Here is a 16,906-nt window from a genome sequence, read left to right as displayed (position 1 = left end):
CTGTTCCAGTTCTATACTCCAGCCAATTGCCTAGGCTGACTGGGAGCACACTCAATTTTTTATGCAGGAATTTTCCCCCGACCCTGATGCCAGTCCAGGCGCCGGTGCCACCGGTGTCGATCGTGGCATTCATCGCGATATTGATCGCAGTGCTGATATAAGCCCTGAACTCGCGCCCTTTGCCCGCTGGGATGAACGCCTGGTGGCCAGCGTGCAGGAGATCAAGCTACTCAGCAGCCTGAGTTGGCCGCGGGAAGTTCAGCTGGATTTCCTCCAGGACTGGCGCGCCGGCAAGCCGCGCCTGCCAGAGGTGAGCTACGAGCGCCAGAGCCACGCCGATACCCTGCACGCCCTGGATGCGCTGATGGCCGAGGTGGATACCGACCACCCGCTGGGGCGCTATCTTTACAGCACCGCACGCTCCTATCACGATGCCGCCCGCCTGCTGGAAGCGCGGGGCACCGCCGCGATGACGGCGCGCTCCCTGTCCCTGTATGGCAAGCCCGGAGATGCCATTGCCGGCGGTACGGTGCACAACATCGATGCCGCCCGGCATTTTATCGAGGTTACCGCCGCCTACGAGCAGGAGTACAGCCTGCACGAGGTGGATTACTGTCTGTCGGCAGAGGTGCTGCAGAGGGAGTTGAGCGAGCGCATTCGCAAGGTGATCGACCGCCACGCTATCGAGGTGGTGATCGATGAAAACCTGGCCTCCAAGGCCGCCGCCGGCGCTACCCGCATCCGCTTGCGGGCGGGCACGCCCTTTTCGGAATACGACCTGAACCAGTTGCTTGAGCACGAGGCCTTTGTGCACAGCCTTACCGCCATCAATGGCCGAGAGCAGCCCCACTTTCGCAGCCTGAGCCTGGGGGCGCCGCGCACCACCGGCACCCAGGAGGGGCTGGCGACCTTTGCGGAACTGGTGACCGGGGCGGTGGACATTCGCCGCCTGCAACGCATTGCCCTGCGTATTATCGCCATCGATATGGCCCTGCGCGGTGCGGATTTTATCGATGTGTTCCGCTACTTCCTCGACGCCGGACAAACCGAGGTGGAGAGCTTTAACTCCGCCATGCGCATTTACCGGGGGGCGCCGCTCACCGGCGGCAGCGCCTTTACCAAGGACACCGTTTACTTGCACGGCCTGATGGAGGTACACACCTTCTTCCGCTGGGCCCTCAAGCACAATCGCCTGCGCCTGTGCCGCCACCTGTTTGCGGGGCGCATGACGGTGGGCGATGTGGTGCGCCTGGCGCCGCTGTTCGAGGCCGGCGACATTGCCGCGCCCCTGTACTTGCCGCCCTGGATGCTGCGCACCAACGGCCTTGCCGCCTACCTGGCCTTTTCCGTGTTTGCCAATCGCATTCGTATTTCCGAACTGGGCGCCAACTACAGCTTCGCCAGCGACGATTCCGACCCCCTTCGATAGAGCGAGTGCTGGCTGCGACGAGTCGCATTGTCGCCGCTGGTGCTATGGTCGACTATATCACCTGTCCGGTGCGGCAATGGTGCCGCCCCCCGAAGAGAGAGTTGGAGGATACGACGGTGATTTCCCTGGCCCCTTACCTGGCAGTGTTGCTGCTGGTGCTGTCTGCCGCAGGATGTGTGGTGATCCAGTCGGATGGCGATGGCAGCCACGACTGGCGAGAAGAAGAGCGGGACAACCGCAGTGCCATCAGCGGCCTGCAGATTGGCATGACCCGGGATGACGTGCAGCAGCGCCTGGGCAGCCCGAGGGATTCTGAGTCCTATCGCCGCGGGGACAGCACCATGCTGGTCTGGTTCTATCGTACCCACCGCAGCCAGGCCGATGGCGAGACCACACGCGACGAGATGACGCCGCTGGTGTTTCGCGACGGCATCCTGATCGGGTGGGGGGAGCCGGTTTACCTGTCATCCCGCTAGCCTTCAAGTGCGCCCTGGCTGGCCCATTGCGGCCGCCGGGCCCGTTGCAACCCTGTGGCCTATGCGTTGCAGGGGCGCAGGCCGCAGGTGGCGGACAGAGCATCCCGCAGTGCCTGCACTGCGTGCTCTGGCCAGGGCCCGCTCTCCGGCAGTTGCCCCCACACGGGCAGGGGCCAGCAGACGTCACCCTCACGCCGGCCAATGATGTGCAAGTGCATCTGTGGCACCACATTGCCAAGCCCGGCGAAGTTCACCTTGGGGTAACCCAACTCGCTTTTCAGAAACCCGGACAGCGCACGGCAGTCGGCCATCACCGTCTGCAACGCTGCGGCGGGTAAATCCAGCAGGTCGGCGCAGTCGGTGTCCGGTACCAGAATCAACCAGTGCAGGTGGGCGTTTTTTGACAGCAGCAGGGTGGCGCTGTTCAGGGTGCCGAGCCGGTGACAATCGGCGGCAAGTTGCGGGTGAAGGGCGGGCATGGTGGCGTCTCCGGTTGGCGCTTGGCGGGGCAGGGCAGTGTACTGTTGCGCGGGGCGAGCGTCAGCCACTGTAAGCAACGCGTGTTTGACGCTGCCATCGACATGCTTGTAGGGTCAGCTTAGGGCGGGTGTCGTCCACTCGCCGCCAGACACTGCTGAGGAGTACCCGATGAGCCAGGACATTCTCTCCCTGACGGCAACGGAACTGGTAGCCCACTACAGCGATGGCAGGTTGTCGCCGGTGGAGGTCACGCGGGCCATGCTGGCGCAGATCGAGCGGTTGGATGGCGAGGTGAATGCCTACTGCCTGGTGGATGAAGAAACCACCCTGCGCTATGCCCTGGAGAGCGAACTGCGCTACAACAACCGGGCACCCAAGGGGATTGTGGACGGCGTGCCGGTGGCGGTGAAGGACGTTTTCCTGACGCCCATGTGGCCCACCCTCAAAGGCTCCCGCACCATCGATGGCAACAGCACACTGGGCAAGAGCGCCCCCTGTGTGGCGGCCCTGGATCGACACGGCTATGTGCCACTCGGCAAAACCACCACGCCCGAGTTCGGCTGGAAGGGTGTTACCGACAGCCCACTCTGCGGCCCCACCAACAACCCCTGGGACCCAACCCGCACCGCCGGCGGTTCCAGCGGTGGCAGCGGCGCCGCGGTGGCCCTGGGCATGGGGGCGCTGGGGCTGGGCACAGACGCCGGCGGCTCCATCCGCATTCCGGCCGGCTTTTGTGGCATCGTCGGGTTAAAGCCGTCCTTTGGCGAAGTGCCTCACTGGCCCGCCAGCCCCTTCGGCACCCTGGCGCACGCCGGGCCCATGACCTGGACCGTGGAAGACTGCGCCTTGCTGATGAACGTGATGAGCGAGGCTGACCACCGCGATACCAATGCCATACCCCGCCGTGGCGTGGACTACCTGGCCACGTTGCGCGATGGCGTAGAAGGCATGAAGATCGCCTTCAGCCCCAACCTTGGCCATGTGGAGGTGACCCGGGAAGTGGAGGCCAGCGTGCGTGAAGCGGCGAAAGTGTTCTCGCGGCTGGGCGCCACCGTGGTGGAGGTAGACCCGAGTTTCAGCGACCCCCTGGGCGCCTTCGGGCACCTGTTCTACGGGGGCGCGGCCAACGCCATGCGCGACCTGGGCGCGCGCAAGCGCGAGCAGATGGACCCGGAACTGGTGAAGGTGGCCGAGAAGGCCGCGCGCCTGTCCATGCTCGACTACATGGGCGCCATGAACGAGCGCATGGCCCTGTGCGAACGCATGGCCGGCTTCCACCAGAAGTACGATTTGCTGCTCACGCCCACCCTGCCGATTACCGCCTTTGCCACCAACCGCGAAGTACCAGAGGACTGGCCCAGCACCCGCTGGCCCACCTGGACGCCCTTTACCTATCCTTTCAACCTCACCGGCCAGCCGGCCCTGTCGGTGCCCTGCGGCTTCTGCGCGGATGGCCTGCCCATTGGCCTGCAACTGGTGGGGGCAAAGTTCGACGATGCCCGCGTATTGCAGGCGGGCTACGCCTATCAGCGCGAGGCGCCGCTGACCGACAAGCGCCCGCCGCTGTTCAACCAAGGCTGAGGGGAGGGCGACGATGAGCGATCTCGATATCGATTTTTACGAGTCCGAGGATCCGGTCTGGAACCCGGCCCTGCTCACCATTCCTATGCCGGGCATCCGTAAGATGGTCAATCTGGCAACCACCATGGACGACGTGGTGCATCTGTCCATCGGCCAGCCCGACCTACCCGCACCCCAGCATGTGGTGGATGCCACGGTGGAGGCCCTGCAGGCGGGCCAGACCGGCTACACGCTGGACGCCGGCCTGCCAGAATTGCTGGAGGCCCTGGCCGACTATTACAGCGCCCGCTATAGCCGCCCGCTCACCGCCGACAACATCCTGGTGACCACCGGCGCCACCGAGGCCATCTACCTGGCGCTCACCTCCACCTCCTCCGCTGGCCGTGAGTTCATCATCCCGGACCCGTCCTTCATGCTGTACGCGCCGCTGGTGCGCATGAACGGCGGCACCGTAAAAACCGTGCCGACGCGGGCCGAGAACAACCACCAGTTGGACCCGCAGGATGTGATTGACGCCATCGACATGAACACCTGCGCCATTGTGCTGAACTCCCCCAGCAACCCCACCGGCACCCTGTACCCGCGGGAGACCATCGAGGCGATCGTGGAGGAGGCGGCCTACCGCGGCGTGTATGTGATCAGCGACGAGGTGTACGACCACCTGGTCTACGACGGCAAGACCTATCCCAGCGTGCTGTCCTGCTGCTCCGACCTCGATCACGTCATGGTGATCAGTAGTTTCTCCAAAACCTTCAGCATGGCGGGCATGCGGGTGGGCTGGCTGATCGCCAGCCAGGGGGCCATCAAGAAGCTGCGCCGCTACCACATGTTCACCACCACCGTGGCCAACACACCCTGCCAGTGGGCCGGCGTGGCGGCCCTGCGGGGCGAGCGCGATTTTGTGGACAACATGCTGGACATTTACACCCGCCGGCGCGACCGGGTGGTGGAACTGGTGGAGCAAACCCCGTTCCTGGAAGGCTATAAACCCGAGGGGGCGTTTTACCTGTTTCCGGCCTTGCCCGAGGGCATCAACGGCAACAACGTCGCCCTGCGCCTGCTCAAGGAAACCGGCGTATGCACCATTCCGGGCCAGACCTTCGGCGATGCCTGTGGCAACGCCCTGCGCATCAGTTACTCCACCTCCATCGAGCAGATTGAAGAGGGCTTTCGACGCCTGATCCCCTGGATGGAGCGCCAGGATTTTGCCTGAGCGTTTTTATGGCCGGTGGTATGGCAGGCCGGCCGGCTCGCCAATTTCCCGCTTTACTCATTTGCTGCCCCTGTGTAGTCTAAAACGCGACCGTGCCCAATCTCTGCTTGGGCTTGGGCCTGGACGGGCTGGCGCGAGGCCACTCCGCAATAGCAATACAAATGTGAGGGGAACAACAATGAAGATTCAATCACTGACCGCCGCTGTGGCTGCTGCGATGCTGGTGCTGGGTCTGTCTGCCTGCTCCAAGGAAGACACTGAGAAGGCCAAGAGCTCCATGTCCGAGGCTGCAGAAACCGTCAAACAGAAAACCGGCGAAGCGGTAGACGCCGCGGGTGACATGGCCGACGACGCGGCAGATGCCACTAGAGACGCCATGGATTCAGCCGGTGACGCCATGTCTGACGCAGGTGATGCTATTTCCGACACCGCTGACGACGCGATGGATGCCGCGGGCGATGCCTGGGATGACACCAAGGATGCCGTTGGCGACATGGCCGACGACGCGGAAGACGCCGCTGACGATGCGGCCGATGCCGCAGGCGATGCCGCTCGGGACGCAGCTGATGCGACCGAAGACGCCGCCGAAGATGCCAAGGACAAAATGAACGAGGCAATGGGTAACTGATTCAGCCACCCCGCAGTAGAAAAGGCCGGTATCCCCGGCCTTTTTTCGTTGAGGCCCGCTGCTCGTGCAGCTTGGGTTTTCGCGCTGCTATTTTAGGGTGAATGGTTCGGGGCGAACGGTTCAGGGCCAACCTTTCATTCGCAAACTCTCAAGCCAATTCCTCAAGGCTAAGCCCTCACCCAAGGTAGGCCCTCACCCAAGGCTAATTCCTCAAGATAAATCTCCACCGACCTCCGCCGCAGGGGAGGTGGCGGTCAGCCCCATGGCCTTGGCGCGTCGGGCGGCCAGGCGGCGGGCCAGCTGCTGCAGGTCCACCGTGCGGTCCATTTCATCGACAATTTCCAGCCCCAGCAGGGTTTCAAAAATATCCTCCTGGGTGAGCAGGCCATCGACCCCGCCGTACTCGTCCACCACCAGCATGATGTGCGTGCTCTGATCCAGCATCACCTCAAAGGCCCGCAGCAGATCAATGGCGGCAACCAGGGCGGGAATTTCCCGGCGATAGTGGCTGAGGGGCTGGGCACCTTCGCCGCGCCCCTGCGCCAGAATCAGGTCGCTGCGCAGCACAAAACCGGTCACCTGATCCTGGTTGGCGGCGTACACCGGAATCCGGGAAAAGGGGTTGTCCGCGTGGTCGGCAATGTAGTCCGCCACACTCAAGTCCTGGGGCAGGGAGAACACCACCGGCCGTGGCGTCATCACATCGCGCACCCGGGTTTCCCGCAGTAGCAGCAGGTTGCGCAGAATACGCGACTCGTGGTCTTCAAGTTGACCTTCAATCTCCCCCAATTCGGCCATTACCGCAAACTCCTCCCGGCTGAGCCCACGCAAGGGCTTGCGCTTGGAAATCAGGCGGGTGAGCCAGTTGGACATTTTCACCAGCGGGTACAGCAGCACAATCATCCACTGCAGCATCACCGAAATGGACGGCGCCAGCTGGCGCCAGTAGAAAGCGCCCAGGGTTTTGGGGATGATCTCCGAGAACACCAGAATGAGAAACGTCAGCACCGCCGAGAACACCCCGAGCATGTGGTTGCCGAACACCACCGCGGCCTGGGCACCGGCACCGGCCGCACCCACCGTATGGGCAATGGTGTTGAGGGTGAGTATGGCCGACAGGGGGCGGTCGATATCCTGCTTCAGGTGGCGCAGGCGCTTGCCCGCAGGTCGACCCTCCTGCTCCAGTAAATGGGTATAGGCGGTGGTGACACTGAGCAGAACGGCCTCGGCGACAGAGCACAGGAAGGACACGCCAAGCGCCAGGCCGACGTAGATGATCAGCAAAGTCATGGGCCCATTGTAGCCAGCTGCAGGGGCAAATCCAGCGCCTTCGCGGGCGACTCCCGCCACGCGGTAGGCTACTATTGAAACGGGGTTTCAAAAATCAGACGCAATGGGGGTACCGTGAAATTATCCAGCACGTATTTGAAGGGGGCAGCCCTGGCGCTTGCCCTGATCGCACCGGGGGCGCTGGCCGATGGCGCCACCCGGCAGACCGACTGGATGCAACTGGTGAAGGGCTACAAAGACCAGCAGGTCGGCGCCGAACTGCGTGACATCCAGGTGGAAGACACCTTTGGCGGCCAGAAGGTCACCATCGCCATCCCCAAATCCGCCATGGCCCATCCGGATACCATGGAAGAGGTGAGGGTCGTGGGCCAGCGGCCCGAGCGGATGGAATTCGAGTTCCCGATCGAGTTTCGGCACGAATGGGTGGACGACTACGACAACGACTTTTATGGCCTGGTCCTCTACCTTGGCAAAGACGCCACCATGCCGATTCGCCTCTATATGGAGTCCAGCAGCGGGTTCACCCAGTAGTGCGCCGCGCGGGGGTTGGCAGTGAATTTTTTTCACAACTTCCACGCCTAAGCGCTTGACGTATAACGGTTCGATCCCTATAGTACGCCACCTCAACGCGCCTGTAGCTCAGCTGGATAGAGTACCTGGCTACGAACCAGGCGGTCGCACGTTCGAATCGTGCCAGGCGCGCCATCTTGTGTAAGGGCCACCCCATCGGGGTGGCCCTTTTTCGTTTTGCGGCGGAGATAGTTCGAGAATTGACCCGCGCGCTTCGCAAACTTACCCTCACCGGCTGAACAATAATAAACAGAACCTGTGCAGGTGAACCGTATGGCCACTCCACTACAGCGCCTCAGCATCGACACTGACCCCGACCGGATTGCGGACACGTTGCTGGAAACTGGCGCGTTGATCATCGAAGGCTTTCTTGGCGACGATACGCTCGGGGCTTTCAACCGTGAGGTGGATGGCGCTCTTCGGCGGGAGCGCCCTGAGCGACGCTTCATGAGTCCGGTCTACGACGCTTTTTTTGGTACCAGAACGCGGCATCTCACAGGACTTTGTGGTCGCTCTGGCGTGTTTCGCGAGCAGATCATGTGTCATCCGCTTTACCTGGCGCTCTGCGATCGTATTCTGTTGCCAAACTGTGCCCGCTATCAGTTGAATTACGGCCATATCTTCGAGATTACCCCCGGCGGCCAGCGGCAGTTTTTGCACCGCGACGGTGATTGCTGGTCCTATCTGCGCGCCGACTATGAGATAGAGGTGGCATCGATACTGGCACTGGGTGATTTCACCGCCAGCAATGGCGCCACGCTGGTGATTCCTGGCAGCCACCGCTGGCCGCGGGACAGGGTGCTGGATTATGCCGATGCGGTACCGGCTGAAATGCCGGCCGGTTCGGCCCTGCTGTATCTGGGGGGAACGGCCCATGCCGCGGGAGAAAATCGCACGCCAGACACTTTGCGCCGCGGCATGCACGTGAGTTATTGCCTGGGTTGGCTGCGCACTGAGGAAAATAACTATCTATCCGCCTCGCTGGAGTCGGTGCGTGAGTATCCCAGGCAAGTGCAGGAGCTGATGGGCTACGCGGCTCACGATGCCGCTCCCGAGGGCGGCTGCCTCGGGGTATACGACATGCTGGACCCAGTGACGCTGCTTAACTCCGGACGGCTGTAATTTCGCGCTGGAGCGCTTTACTCAGCCCACAAATTCCCCATAGATGACCCGCACGGCCTCGGCATAGTCCTCTGCCGCCACGCCGACGATGATGTTCAGCTCGGACGCGCCCTGGTTGATCAGCCGCACGTTGATGCCGCCCTGTGCCAAAGCGCGGAAGACGCGGGCGGCGATGCCGGGGGTGTGGGCCATTTCCTCGCCGACGATGGCGATGAGAGCGATGCGGGGGACGTAGTCGATTTCGTCGGGTTCGAGGGTGCGGCGGATTTCGTCCATCAACTGCTCGGCCCGATCCTCCAGCCAGCGCGCTTCCACGATGACGCTGACGCTGTCGATGCTGGAGGGGCAGTGCTCGAAGGGAATGTCGTTATGCTCCAGCACCCCCAGCAGGCGATAGACAAAGCCCACTTCGCGGTTCATCAGGTTTTTGCCGACGGTGATCATGGCAAAGCTGTCTTTGCCGGCAACCCCGGCAATCTGGGTGCCGGACAGGGTCTCGGCGGACAGTTGGGCGACGATGCGGGTGCCGGGGTGTTCCGGTGCGTTGGTGTTGCGGATGTTCACCGGAATGCCCACCTCACGCACCGGGGCCATGGCTTCGTCGTGCAGGACGCTGGCGCCCATGTAGGCCATCTCGCGGATCTCGGCGTAGGTCACCTCGGCCATGGGGCGCGGGTTGTCGACGATGCGGGGGTCGGCCATCAGCAGGCCGGACACGTCGGTCCAGTTTTCGTACAGTTGCGCGCCGGCGGCCCGGGCCGCCACGGCGCCGGATACGTCGGATCCGCCGCGGGTAAAGGTGCGCACCCGGCCCTCGGCGTCGCGGCCGTAGAAGCCGGGCATGACATAGCGGCGCTCCGGGTCGGCCAGGCGCTGGCCGAGCAGGTCCCAGGTTTCGGGCTCAACCAGGCCACTGCTGCCGATGACCACGCAGTCGATGGGGTCGACAAACTCTGCGTCCAGCCAGGCGGCCAGCAGGCGGCCGCACAGGTATTCGCCACGGGAGGCGGCGTGATCGGCGCTGACGCCGCGCTGTAAGTCGGCGCGCAGTTGCTCCAGCTGCTCCGCCAGGCCGGCGTCGACCCCCAGTTCCTGTTCCAGGCCGGTGAAGCGCTCCACAATCTGGGCAAAGGAGTTGCTGAAGTCGGCGCCGAGTTGGGCGGCGTGATGGCACAGGTAGAGCAGGTCGGTAATTTTGGTGTCGGCGCTGTCGCGCTTGCCGGGAGCCGAGGGCACGATGATGCGCCGGCGGCTGTCGGCGTCGATGATGCTGCGGACTTTGCGCAACTGGCCAGCCCCCGCGAGGCTGGAACCGCCGAATTTACTGACAATGCGAGCAGAAGTGCTTGGCTTCATGGTGTGGTTACCGGAGCAGAAAGAAAACGTCAAAGTGCATGGTGATGCCCGTTCGGGGCGACAATACTACCGGAGGCCATCCCGCGCTGGATAGAGGCTCTGGTACGGGCTCTGGCGCCGGTTGGCGCAATCGGCGCCGGGCCAAGGGGTGGGGCGGGTGCTAGCCCACGGCGATAACGCCTGGGCCGAGGTCGGTGCCGCTGTCCTGGCGGTTCTGGATGGCCGCGGCAATGCGCTGCAGGGGGACATTCAGCAGGGTTTTCAGTTCTTCGCTGGCGCCGGTCTGTTGCAGCGCCTGCTGCATGCACCACAGCCACTGGTCGCGCTCCACCGGCCCGATGCGATAGGGGGCGTGGGGCTCGGTCATGCACACCGAGCCGTATTTATCGGCATAAACCGGTGGGCCGCCCATCCAGCCGGTCAGGTATTCGGCCAGCTTGACCTTCATCGGGCCGAGGTCCGCGGCGTGCATGCGGCGGATGGTGGCGGCCTCGGGGGCGCTGTCCATGATGTCGTAAAAGGCGTTGCACAGCGCGCGAATGCCGTCGTCGCCAAGCATCTGGTAGGGGGTGCTCATGGGCGGGTTCCATTGCAGGGTTGTTCGGGTGTTTTGTAACACAGACGCCGCGTCGCTGCCCTGGCGGCGGCTCAATCGGCTAAACTGCCGCGATGAACGATACCGCGCCTTCCATTCGCCAGGGCATCACCGACGCTCTGCCCATTTTTCTGCCCGCCGTGCCCTTTACCCTGGTGCTGGGCATTGCCATTCTCGAATCCGGATTGCTGCCCGCCCTGGGCTGGAGCAGCTCGCCCATTATCTTCGGCGGCGCCTCACAGCTCACTCTCATCACCCTGCTGGGCGATGGGGTAGCGGTGGCGGCGGCAGTGACGGCGACTCTCATCGTCAATGCCCGGCACCTGATGTACTCGGCGGCCATGGCGCCCACCTTCCAGCGGCAGCCGGCCTGGTTCCGCTGGGTGGGGGCCTATTTTCTGGTGGATCAGGTGTTTGCCCTTGGCATGCTGCGCATCAACGACGATCCGCGCAGCTTCCGCGCCTATTATTTGAGCGTGGGCATTACCTTCTGGCTGTGCTGGGTGCTTGGCACGGCGGCCGCGCTGTTCATCGGGCCGGTGATTCCCGCGAGCTGGGGCTTTGGCTTTGCGGTGCCGGTGATGTTCATGGGCCTGCTGGTCACCGGCATCGACCGCTGGCCCAAGGCGGTAGCCGCGCTCATCGCCGCTATGGTGACCCTGCTGGCGGCGGGCCTGCCCCACCGCGCGGGGCTGCTGGTTGGGGCGCTGGCGGGCGTGCTCGCCGGCCTGTTGCTGGAGCGCCGCCGATGACGGCGCTGCTTGCCATTGTGCTGTCTGGCCTGGGCACGTATTTCAGCCGTGCGGTATTTATTATTGCCCTGGCCAATCGGCGGATTCCCTCGCGCCTGCGGTTGGCCATGGAGTACGTCGGCCCCTCGGTGATGGCGGCGCTGGTGATGACCATGCTGATCAGCCCCCAGGGGGAGGTGATGCTGGGGCTGCCGGAGGGGTTGGCCCTGGTGACGGCGGCGCTGGTGGCCTGGCGCACCCGCAATCACCTGCTCACCATTGTGCTGGCCATGGCGGTGTTCTGGGGCCTGCGGGCGCTGCTGGGTTGATGCCGCCGGCCTAGGGGCCGGTGCCGAGTTTGCGAATCTGCTCGATGAAATGCCAGGGCGCCAGCAGGTGGGCGGCCTGGTCGGCAGGCAGGTGCTCACCGAACAGCGCACCGCTCATTTGCCGCACGCCCTGCGGCGCCAGGTAGTGGTAGTGGGCGGCGCTGGCCACGCCGTTGGCCACTGGCTCCATGTTGTGGCTGCGGGCAATGGCCACCAGCGCCCGCACGGCGCCGTTGTCGCTGTGTTCGCCGTAGCGGGGCGCAAAGGCCGGGGCGATGTGCAGGGCCTGCAGGTGGGCATCGCCCAGCTGCTGCAGGGAGGTCGGCCCAAGGCCAAAGCCCGTCACACTCAGGTAGACGCCCAGGGCCTGGAGGTTGGCCAGCGCATCAAGGGAGCGCCCCTGCGCCAGTATGGCTTCATCCAGGCACAGCTCCAGCTGGGCGGCGGGCAGGGATGTTTGCTCCAGCACCGCCTGTACCTGCGCCACAAGCGCTTCGCTGCACAGGCCAGGGCCAAGCCACAGTGCTACTCGCGCGGGCTGCCGGCTGCTGCTGCCATGGTGGGCCAACTCGGCGCAGGCCTGCTGCAGTTGCCAGTGGAAGAGGGCGCGGGTCAGTTCGCCATCGTGGCACCGGCCGCCCCACAGGTGGGGTGCGGCCTCGGCGGCGTTGTCCGCCGGCGTGGCTTGCAGGCTGAGCGTCGCGTGCAGGCACACCACCGAGCCCATCACGGTATCCACCACCGGGGTATAGCGCAGCGCCAGGCCGTGAGTTGTCAGGGCCTCCCGCCAGGGCGCATCGGCATCGGTGTCGCCGCCGGCATCCAGCCAGCTTGCCTGGCACAGGGCAATGGGGGTGTCCGGCGTTGCTTTGGCCCTGCCCAGGGCAATGGCCGCGGCCTTCAGCAGCGCCTCGGCAGAGTCGCCATGCTCGGGAAAGCAGGCGATGCCGATGCGGGTTTTGACCGTCACCAGGTGGCCGTCCACGGCAAGGGGGGCGCCGAGCTGGCCAAGGATACGCCCGGCCACCACTTCGGCGGATGCCGGTGTGTCCAGATGGTTCAGTATCACCGTAAATTCGTCGCCGCCGAGTCGCGATACCGTGATGTCATGGGCGCTGCCGGCCACGGTGGCCACGGCGTCGCTGTCGCGCACGCAGGCTTTCAGGCGCCGGGCCACTTCCCTCAGCAGCAGGTCGCCGGCGTGAAAACCCTGCACCTCATTCACCTGGCGGAAGTTGGCGAGGTCCACATGCAGCAGCGCCAGGTGCTGGCCGGCGCGGCGGCTCAGGCGCAGCAGCAGGCCCAGTTGTTCCAGAAACAGTTGGCGATTGGGCAGGGTGGTGAGGTGGTCGTAGTAGGTCAGTCGTTGCAGGCGCGCGCGGGATTCGCTGACCGCCTCGCTGGCCCGGCTCAGCTCCTGGTGGCTGCGCGATAGCTGGTGGGTGCGCTCTTGCACCTTGCGGCTCAGCAGGTTTTTGCCGGTTTCAATTTCCTGCGTATAGCGGCCGAGGCTGTGCACCAGACGATGCAGGGCGTTGTTGATGTCGCTGCCGTCGACGGCAATGGCAATCTCCCGTTCGCCCTGGGCCAGGCGGTCGATAATGCCCGTGGCGCGGCGCAGCTGGGCCGCCCGGGCGCGGCTGTCGTACAGCAGCACCAGCGCCGCAATGCCGGCCAGCAGCCAGCAGCCCAGGGTGATCAGCAGCGCCTGCGTCAGGCTGGGCCGGTGCAGGGCGGCGGGGTCGATGGCGAGGTCGACATAGCCCATTACAATATCGCTGCCGGCGTGGCCGGCACTGCTGGCGGCGCGCAGGAAATCATCGCCACTGAGACCCTTGGCGTCGGGGTTAAGGCGGGTAATCACCGGCACGTTGAGGTGGATGCGGGTACCAGGGCGCAGCAAGGTACTGAAAAACCCGCTGCCCTGCCGGCTGCCCTGGCTGTCGATACCCTGTAGCACCGTGGCGTTCAGCGAGGCATCGCCACGCACGGCATCCAGCGCGGCCGCGCGCCCGGCCGGGTGGCTTGCCAGCAGGTCTTGCGTGCCGCTGTAAATGTCGCCACGGGCGATGGCCGGGTGACGGGTAAGGTGCTGCAACAGGCGCTGCAGGGCCGGTGTGTCCTGCTGGTAGATCAGCCATTGCAGGTCCGCCCGCCGGGCAAGTTGGCCTTGCCCCAGGGCGCTGAGCTGATCCATCGATTGCTGGTAGAAGCGCTGTGCGCAAAAAGTGGCCAGCAGCAGGCCGCCGAGGAGTATCACCGCCACGGCGGCGACACGGGTTCGTGTTGTTGTGGTCATGCCCCGACCGCGCGGGCTGGCCGCCCGACGCCCCTGTCTGCTTTTCTGTTGGAGTGTTCGCGCCCTTGCCCCTGCGCAAACCTGTGCCGATGACGTTAGCACGCAGGCCCAGGTGGGGCAATTGGGCTGCGTGTCTTGGGCCGCGCGTTTTGGCGCGCGCCAGCGCTGGGGTAGACTGCCGGCCGCCGTCACGGTGAAAAGGAGAGCAGGTGTGAACAACTGGATTTGGCTGGGCCTGGCCATCGCGGTACTGGGGCTGGTGTTCTGTCTCAGCCAGGCGCTGCCGCGCTGGCGCTTCGAGCGCGCCATGGCCAGGCCCTTTCCCGCCGACTGGCTGCCAATGCTGCGTCGGCTTCCCTTTTACGCGCGCCTGGACGAATCACTGCAGGCCGAGCTGCGCCGTAAAATACAGGCCTTTCTTTACCGCAAGCGCTTCGTTGGCTGCGAGGGCCTGGAAGTGACCGACGAGATGCGGGTGCTGATTGCCGCCGAGGCCTGCCTGCTGATTCTGAATCGGCCCAGCACCCTGTACCGCGACCTGAAGTGGATCTACATCTACCCCAGTACCTTTCGCAGCCGCCAGCCAGAGCGCGACGAGGTGGGGGTGGTGTCCCAGCCGTCGGGCAGTTTGCTCGGGGTGTCCTGGAGCAACGGCCGGGTGGTGCTGGCCTGGGACAGCGTGAAGCGCGGCTGCGCCGATTTTGAAGACGGCCAGAATGTTGTGCTGCACGAATTCGCCCACCAGCTAGATCAGGAAGGTGGTGGTGCCGACGGCGCGCCCCTGCTGGCAACCCGGGCCGCCTACGGTGTCTGGTCCCGGGTGCTGGGGCGGGAGTTTGAAGAGCTGCAACGGGCCGTGGAGCAGGGCCACCCGACCTTGATCGACAGCTACGGCGCCACCAACCCGGCGGAGTTTTTTGCCGTGATCACCGAGCTGTTCTACGAGCGGCCCGCGGCCATGCAGTCCACCCACCCGGAACTGTTTGCCACGCTGATGGATTACTTTCGCGTCGACCCGCGCAACTGGCGCGCTGATGCCTGAGTCGCTGGTGGGCGTGTAAGCTCGGCCCGGCCTTTTTGCAAAGACAGTCGTTAGTAAAAGACCCGCCCCCGGCTGTCAGTTGTGCTAGCTGGTTGCACCGCAAAGTCCTGTTTTACGCTGTTTCACCATCGGCGGCCCCGATTGCCGGGCCCGCGACAGACGATAACAACAGGTCTAACCATGAGCACACTGCAACAGTTTGCCGCGCTGCGAGACAGCGACAGCACCGTGGCCATCGCCGCGCTGGAGGCCTTCTTCGACGCCCTGCCCGCGGTGCCCGAAGAGGCCATGCTCGGGCGCTGGCGGGGCGGCTGCTTTAACACCGGCCACCCCGGCGAGGGCATGCTCGACAAGCTGGGCTGGTGCGGCAAGCAGTTCAATGCCCGCAACGACGTGAACCCTATCATGGTGCATGCCGCAGACGGTGGCATGACGGTAAGCGACATCATGGGCCAGGCCCAGCTGCGCATGGTGGCGTACCGCGGCGTGGCGACCGCCACCATGGCCTACGACGACAAACCGATCTTCGACCACTTCCGCGCCATTGACGACGACACCGTGCTCGGTGTTATGGACAGCAAAGGGCACGACGTTCCCCTGTTTTTTTACCTGCAGCGCTGCCAGGGCTGAGCGCCATGCAGATACGGGCTGCGGTGGTGCACGAGGCGGGTCACCACTTTGCGCTGGAGTCGTGCGACCTGGCCGGGCCAGGCCCCGGCGAGGTGCTGCTGGCCATGGAGGCGGTGGGCATTTGCCATACCGACCTTGCCGCCAGCGCGCAGGTGTGGCCGGTGCCACTGCCGGCGGTGCTGGGGCATGAAGGCGTGGGCATTGTGCAGGCCGTGGGCGCCGGGGTTGAGCACATTGCCGTTGGCGACAGAGTGTTGCCGGGCTTTGGCAGCTGTGGCCACTGCCGCAACTGCCAGCACCAGCAGCCCGGCTACTGCAGCCATGGCGCTCACTTCCAGGTGCAGGGTCGACGCATGGATGGCAGCAGCCCCCTGCGCTTGGCGGGGCAGGAGATCACCGGGCACTTTTTTGCCCAGTCCGCCTTTGCCTCCCACTGCGTGGCGGCCACCAACAACATGGTGGTGCTGCCGCCAGATGTGCCGCCGGGGCTGATGGCGCCGCTGGCCTGCGGGGTGCAGACCGGTATGGGCGCGGTGTTACTGGCGTTGAACGCGCGCCCCGACCAGGCGCTGGCCGTGATGGGCGTTGGCACCGTTGGCCTAGCCGCGATTATGGCCGCGCGCATTGCCGGCTGCGACCCCATCATCGCGGTGGATCGCAACCCGCAGCGGCTGGCCCTGGCGCTGGAGCTGGGGGCCACCGATGCGGTAGACACCCGCAGTGAGCCATTGCGCAAGGCCCTGCTGGCGCGCAAAGGAGTGGATGCGGCGGTAGACACCACCGGCGCGCCGGACCTGATTCGCGCCGCCCTAGAGGGCACCCGGCAGCGGGGCACAGTGCTGTGTGTGGCGGTACCTGGCCCGGGGGCAGAGCTGTGCGTGGACCTGGCCGGGCTCACCCTGGCCGGCCGCTCGGTGCGCGGCTCCATCGAGGGCGATGCCGACCCGAAAACCTTTGTGCCGCGGATGATCGAGCACTACCGCCGCGGCGAACTGCCGCTTGAGCGCATCGTGACCGAATACCCCTTTGACGACATCAACCGCGCGGTGCGCGACACCATCGCCGGCAGAACAATCAAGCCGGTGCTGCGTTTCACACCGGCAAACAATCCGTAAGGACGATTAACCCGCGGCCC

Annotated in this window: 17 protein-coding genes and 1 tRNA gene; 13 read left to right on the top strand and 5 right to left on the bottom strand. The window is 64.8% G+C overall.

The genetic code is table 11. The annotated features are described in order from the left end of the window. The first annotated feature begins 61 nt into the window (after window positions 1–61). Window positions 62–1,429 (top strand): peptidase MATCAP family protein, encoded by a 1,368-nt coding sequence (locus tag DDZ17_RS04275; RefSeq protein WP_116364673.1) that lies wholly within the window; start codon window positions 62–64, stop codon window positions 1,427–1,429. Window positions 1,430–1,545: 116 nt separating this feature from the next. Next, window positions 1,546–1,905 (top strand): DUF3192 domain-containing protein, encoded by a 360-nt coding sequence (locus tag DDZ17_RS04270; RefSeq protein WP_116364672.1) that lies wholly within the window; start codon window positions 1,546–1,548, stop codon window positions 1,903–1,905. A 59-nt stretch (window positions 1,906–1,964) separates the two neighbouring features. On the opposite strand, the gene DDZ17_RS04265 is transcribed toward DDZ17_RS04270, so the two are convergent. After that, window positions 1,965–2,384 (bottom strand): HIT domain-containing protein, encoded by a 420-nt coding sequence (locus DDZ17_RS04265; protein ID WP_116364671.1) that lies wholly within the window; start codon window positions 2,382–2,384, stop codon window positions 1,965–1,967. A gap of 169 nt (window positions 2,385–2,553) precedes the next feature. Here DDZ17_RS04265 and DDZ17_RS04260 point away from each other — a divergent pair, with 169 nt between their 5' ends. From DDZ17_RS04260 to DDZ17_RS04250, 3 genes are all read left to right on the top strand, one after another. After that, window positions 2,554–3,966 (top strand): amidase, encoded by a 1,413-nt coding sequence (locus DDZ17_RS04260; RefSeq protein WP_116364670.1) that lies wholly within the window; start codon window positions 2,554–2,556, stop codon window positions 3,964–3,966. Window positions 3,967–3,979: 13 nt separating this feature from the next. Next, complete coding sequence (locus tag DDZ17_RS04255; RefSeq protein WP_116364669.1) at window positions 3,980–5,179, top strand: pyridoxal phosphate-dependent aminotransferase; 1,200 nt, start codon at window positions 3,980–3,982, stop codon at window positions 5,177–5,179. 178 nt (window positions 5,180–5,357) lie between these two features. Next, a complete protein-coding gene (locus DDZ17_RS04250; RefSeq protein ID WP_116364668.1) occupies window positions 5,358–5,807 on the top strand; it encodes a hypothetical protein in 450 nt (149 codons plus the stop codon). 210 nt (window positions 5,808–6,017) lie between these two features. On the opposite strand, the gene DDZ17_RS04245 is transcribed toward DDZ17_RS04250, so the two are convergent. Continuing rightward, on the bottom strand, window positions 6,018–7,097 hold the full coding sequence (locus tag DDZ17_RS04245; protein ID WP_116364667.1) for a CNNM domain-containing protein: 1,080 nt from the start codon (window positions 7,095–7,097) through the stop codon (window positions 6,018–6,020). A gap of 114 nt (window positions 7,098–7,211) precedes the next feature. On the opposite strand from DDZ17_RS04245, the gene DDZ17_RS04240 reads away from it, so the two are divergent. From DDZ17_RS04240 to DDZ17_RS04230, 3 genes are all read left to right on the top strand, one after another. Further along, window positions 7,212–7,628: a hypothetical protein gene (locus tag DDZ17_RS04240; RefSeq protein WP_157976433.1), complete on the top strand. Its 417-nt coding sequence runs from the start codon at window positions 7,212–7,214 to the stop codon at window positions 7,626–7,628. Window positions 7,629–7,725: 97 nt separating this feature from the next. Next, a tRNA-Arg gene (locus DDZ17_RS04235) sits at window positions 7,726–7,802 on the top strand. 138 nt (window positions 7,803–7,940) lie between these two features. Then, on the top strand, window positions 7,941–8,789 hold the full coding sequence (locus tag DDZ17_RS04230) for a phytanoyl-CoA dioxygenase family protein (RefSeq protein ID WP_116364665.1): 849 nt from the start codon (window positions 7,941–7,943) through the stop codon (window positions 8,787–8,789). A gap of 21 nt (window positions 8,790–8,810) precedes the next feature. Here the strand turns inward: DDZ17_RS04230 and DDZ17_RS04225 are convergent, their stop codons facing one another. Beyond that, window positions 8,811–10,145 (bottom strand): aspartate kinase, encoded by a 1,335-nt coding sequence (locus tag DDZ17_RS04225; protein ID WP_116364664.1) that lies wholly within the window; start codon window positions 10,143–10,145, stop codon window positions 8,811–8,813. 160 nt (window positions 10,146–10,305) lie between these two features. Next, window positions 10,306–10,722 (bottom strand): group II truncated hemoglobin, encoded by a 417-nt coding sequence (locus tag DDZ17_RS04220; protein ID WP_116364663.1) that lies wholly within the window; start codon window positions 10,720–10,722, stop codon window positions 10,306–10,308. A 92-nt stretch (window positions 10,723–10,814) separates the two neighbouring features. Between DDZ17_RS04220 and DDZ17_RS04215 the strand changes: the two genes are divergently transcribed. Then, the gene (locus DDZ17_RS04215) at window positions 10,815–11,492 is read left to right on the top strand and encodes an AzlC family ABC transporter permease (protein WP_116364662.1); all 678 of its coding nucleotides are present in this window, start codon (window positions 10,815–10,817) and stop codon (window positions 11,490–11,492) included. Further along, the gene (locus DDZ17_RS04210) at window positions 11,489–11,800 is read left to right on the top strand and encodes an AzlD domain-containing protein (RefSeq protein ID WP_116364661.1); all 312 of its coding nucleotides are present in this window, start codon (window positions 11,489–11,491) and stop codon (window positions 11,798–11,800) included. The genes DDZ17_RS04215 and DDZ17_RS04210 overlap by 4 nt, the downstream gene beginning before the upstream one ends. A 10-nt stretch (window positions 11,801–11,810) precedes the next feature. On the opposite strand, the gene DDZ17_RS04205 is transcribed toward DDZ17_RS04210, so the two are convergent. After that, entirely contained in the window at window positions 11,811–14,099 is a 2,289-nt protein-coding gene (locus DDZ17_RS04205) for a diguanylate cyclase domain-containing protein (protein ID WP_157976432.1), read from the bottom strand. Window positions 14,100–14,310: 211 nt separating this feature from the next. Between DDZ17_RS04205 and DDZ17_RS04200 the strand changes: the two genes are divergently transcribed. From DDZ17_RS04200 to DDZ17_RS04190, 3 genes are all read left to right on the top strand, one after another. Continuing rightward, complete coding sequence (locus DDZ17_RS04200; protein WP_206613432.1) at window positions 14,311–15,141, top strand: M90 family metallopeptidase; 831 nt, start codon at window positions 14,311–14,313, stop codon at window positions 15,139–15,141. 180 nt (window positions 15,142–15,321) lie between these two features. Next, a complete protein-coding gene (locus DDZ17_RS04195) occupies window positions 15,322–15,771 on the top strand; it encodes a DUF4334 domain-containing protein (protein ID WP_116364658.1) in 450 nt (149 codons plus the stop codon). Window positions 15,772–15,776: 5 nt separating this feature from the next. Beyond that, the gene (locus tag DDZ17_RS04190) at window positions 15,777–16,886 is read left to right on the top strand and encodes an NAD(P)-dependent alcohol dehydrogenase (protein ID WP_116364657.1); all 1,110 of its coding nucleotides are present in this window, start codon (window positions 15,777–15,779) and stop codon (window positions 16,884–16,886) included. Window positions 16,887–16,906 lie beyond the last annotated feature (20 nt).

It is taken from the genome of Parahaliea mediterranea (assembly GCF_003402235.1).
Lineage (GTDB): Bacteria > Pseudomonadota > Gammaproteobacteria > Pseudomonadales > Halieaceae > Parahaliea > Parahaliea mediterranea.
This window is presented reverse-complemented; position numbering and strand designations above follow the sequence as displayed.

Excerpts from the sequence above, each read along its gene's own strand:
- DDZ17_RS04275 (WP_116364673.1), top strand. The coding sequence starts at position 62 with ATGCAGGAATTTTCCCCCGACCCTGATGCCAGTCCAGGCGCCGGTGCC.
- DDZ17_RS04265 (WP_116364671.1), bottom strand. The coding sequence starts at position 2,384 with ATGCCCGCCCTTCACCCGCAACTTGCCGCCGATTGTCACCGGCTCGGC.
- DDZ17_RS04260 (WP_116364670.1), top strand. The coding sequence starts at position 2,554 with ATGAGCCAGGACATTCTCTCCCTGACGGCAACGGAACTGGTAGCCCAC.
- DDZ17_RS04255 (WP_116364669.1), top strand. The coding sequence starts at position 3,980 with ATGAGCGATCTCGATATCGATTTTTACGAGTCCGAGGATCCGGTCTGG.
- DDZ17_RS04250 (WP_116364668.1), top strand. The coding sequence starts at position 5,358 with ATGAAGATTCAATCACTGACCGCCGCTGTGGCTGCTGCGATGCTGGTG.
- DDZ17_RS04245 (WP_116364667.1), bottom strand. The coding sequence starts at position 7,097 with ATGACTTTGCTGATCATCTACGTCGGCCTGGCGCTTGGCGTGTCCTTC.
- DDZ17_RS04230 (WP_116364665.1), top strand. The coding sequence starts at position 7,941 with ATGGCCACTCCACTACAGCGCCTCAGCATCGACACTGACCCCGACCGG.
- DDZ17_RS04225 (WP_116364664.1), bottom strand. The coding sequence starts at position 10,145 with ATGAAGCCAAGCACTTCTGCTCGCATTGTCAGTAAATTCGGCGGTTCC.
- DDZ17_RS04220 (WP_116364663.1), bottom strand. The coding sequence starts at position 10,722 with ATGAGCACCCCCTACCAGATGCTTGGCGACGACGGCATTCGCGCGCTG.
- DDZ17_RS04215 (WP_116364662.1), top strand. The coding sequence starts at position 10,815 with ATGAACGATACCGCGCCTTCCATTCGCCAGGGCATCACCGACGCTCTG.
- DDZ17_RS04210 (WP_116364661.1), top strand. The coding sequence starts at position 11,489 with ATGACGGCGCTGCTTGCCATTGTGCTGTCTGGCCTGGGCACGTATTTC.
- DDZ17_RS04205 (WP_157976432.1), bottom strand. The coding sequence starts at position 14,099 with ATGACCACAACAACACGAACCCGTGTCGCCGCCGTGGCGGTGATACTC.
- DDZ17_RS04195 (WP_116364658.1), top strand. The coding sequence starts at position 15,322 with ATGAGCACACTGCAACAGTTTGCCGCGCTGCGAGACAGCGACAGCACC.
- DDZ17_RS04190 (WP_116364657.1), top strand. The coding sequence starts at position 15,777 with ATGCAGATACGGGCTGCGGTGGTGCACGAGGCGGGTCACCACTTTGCG.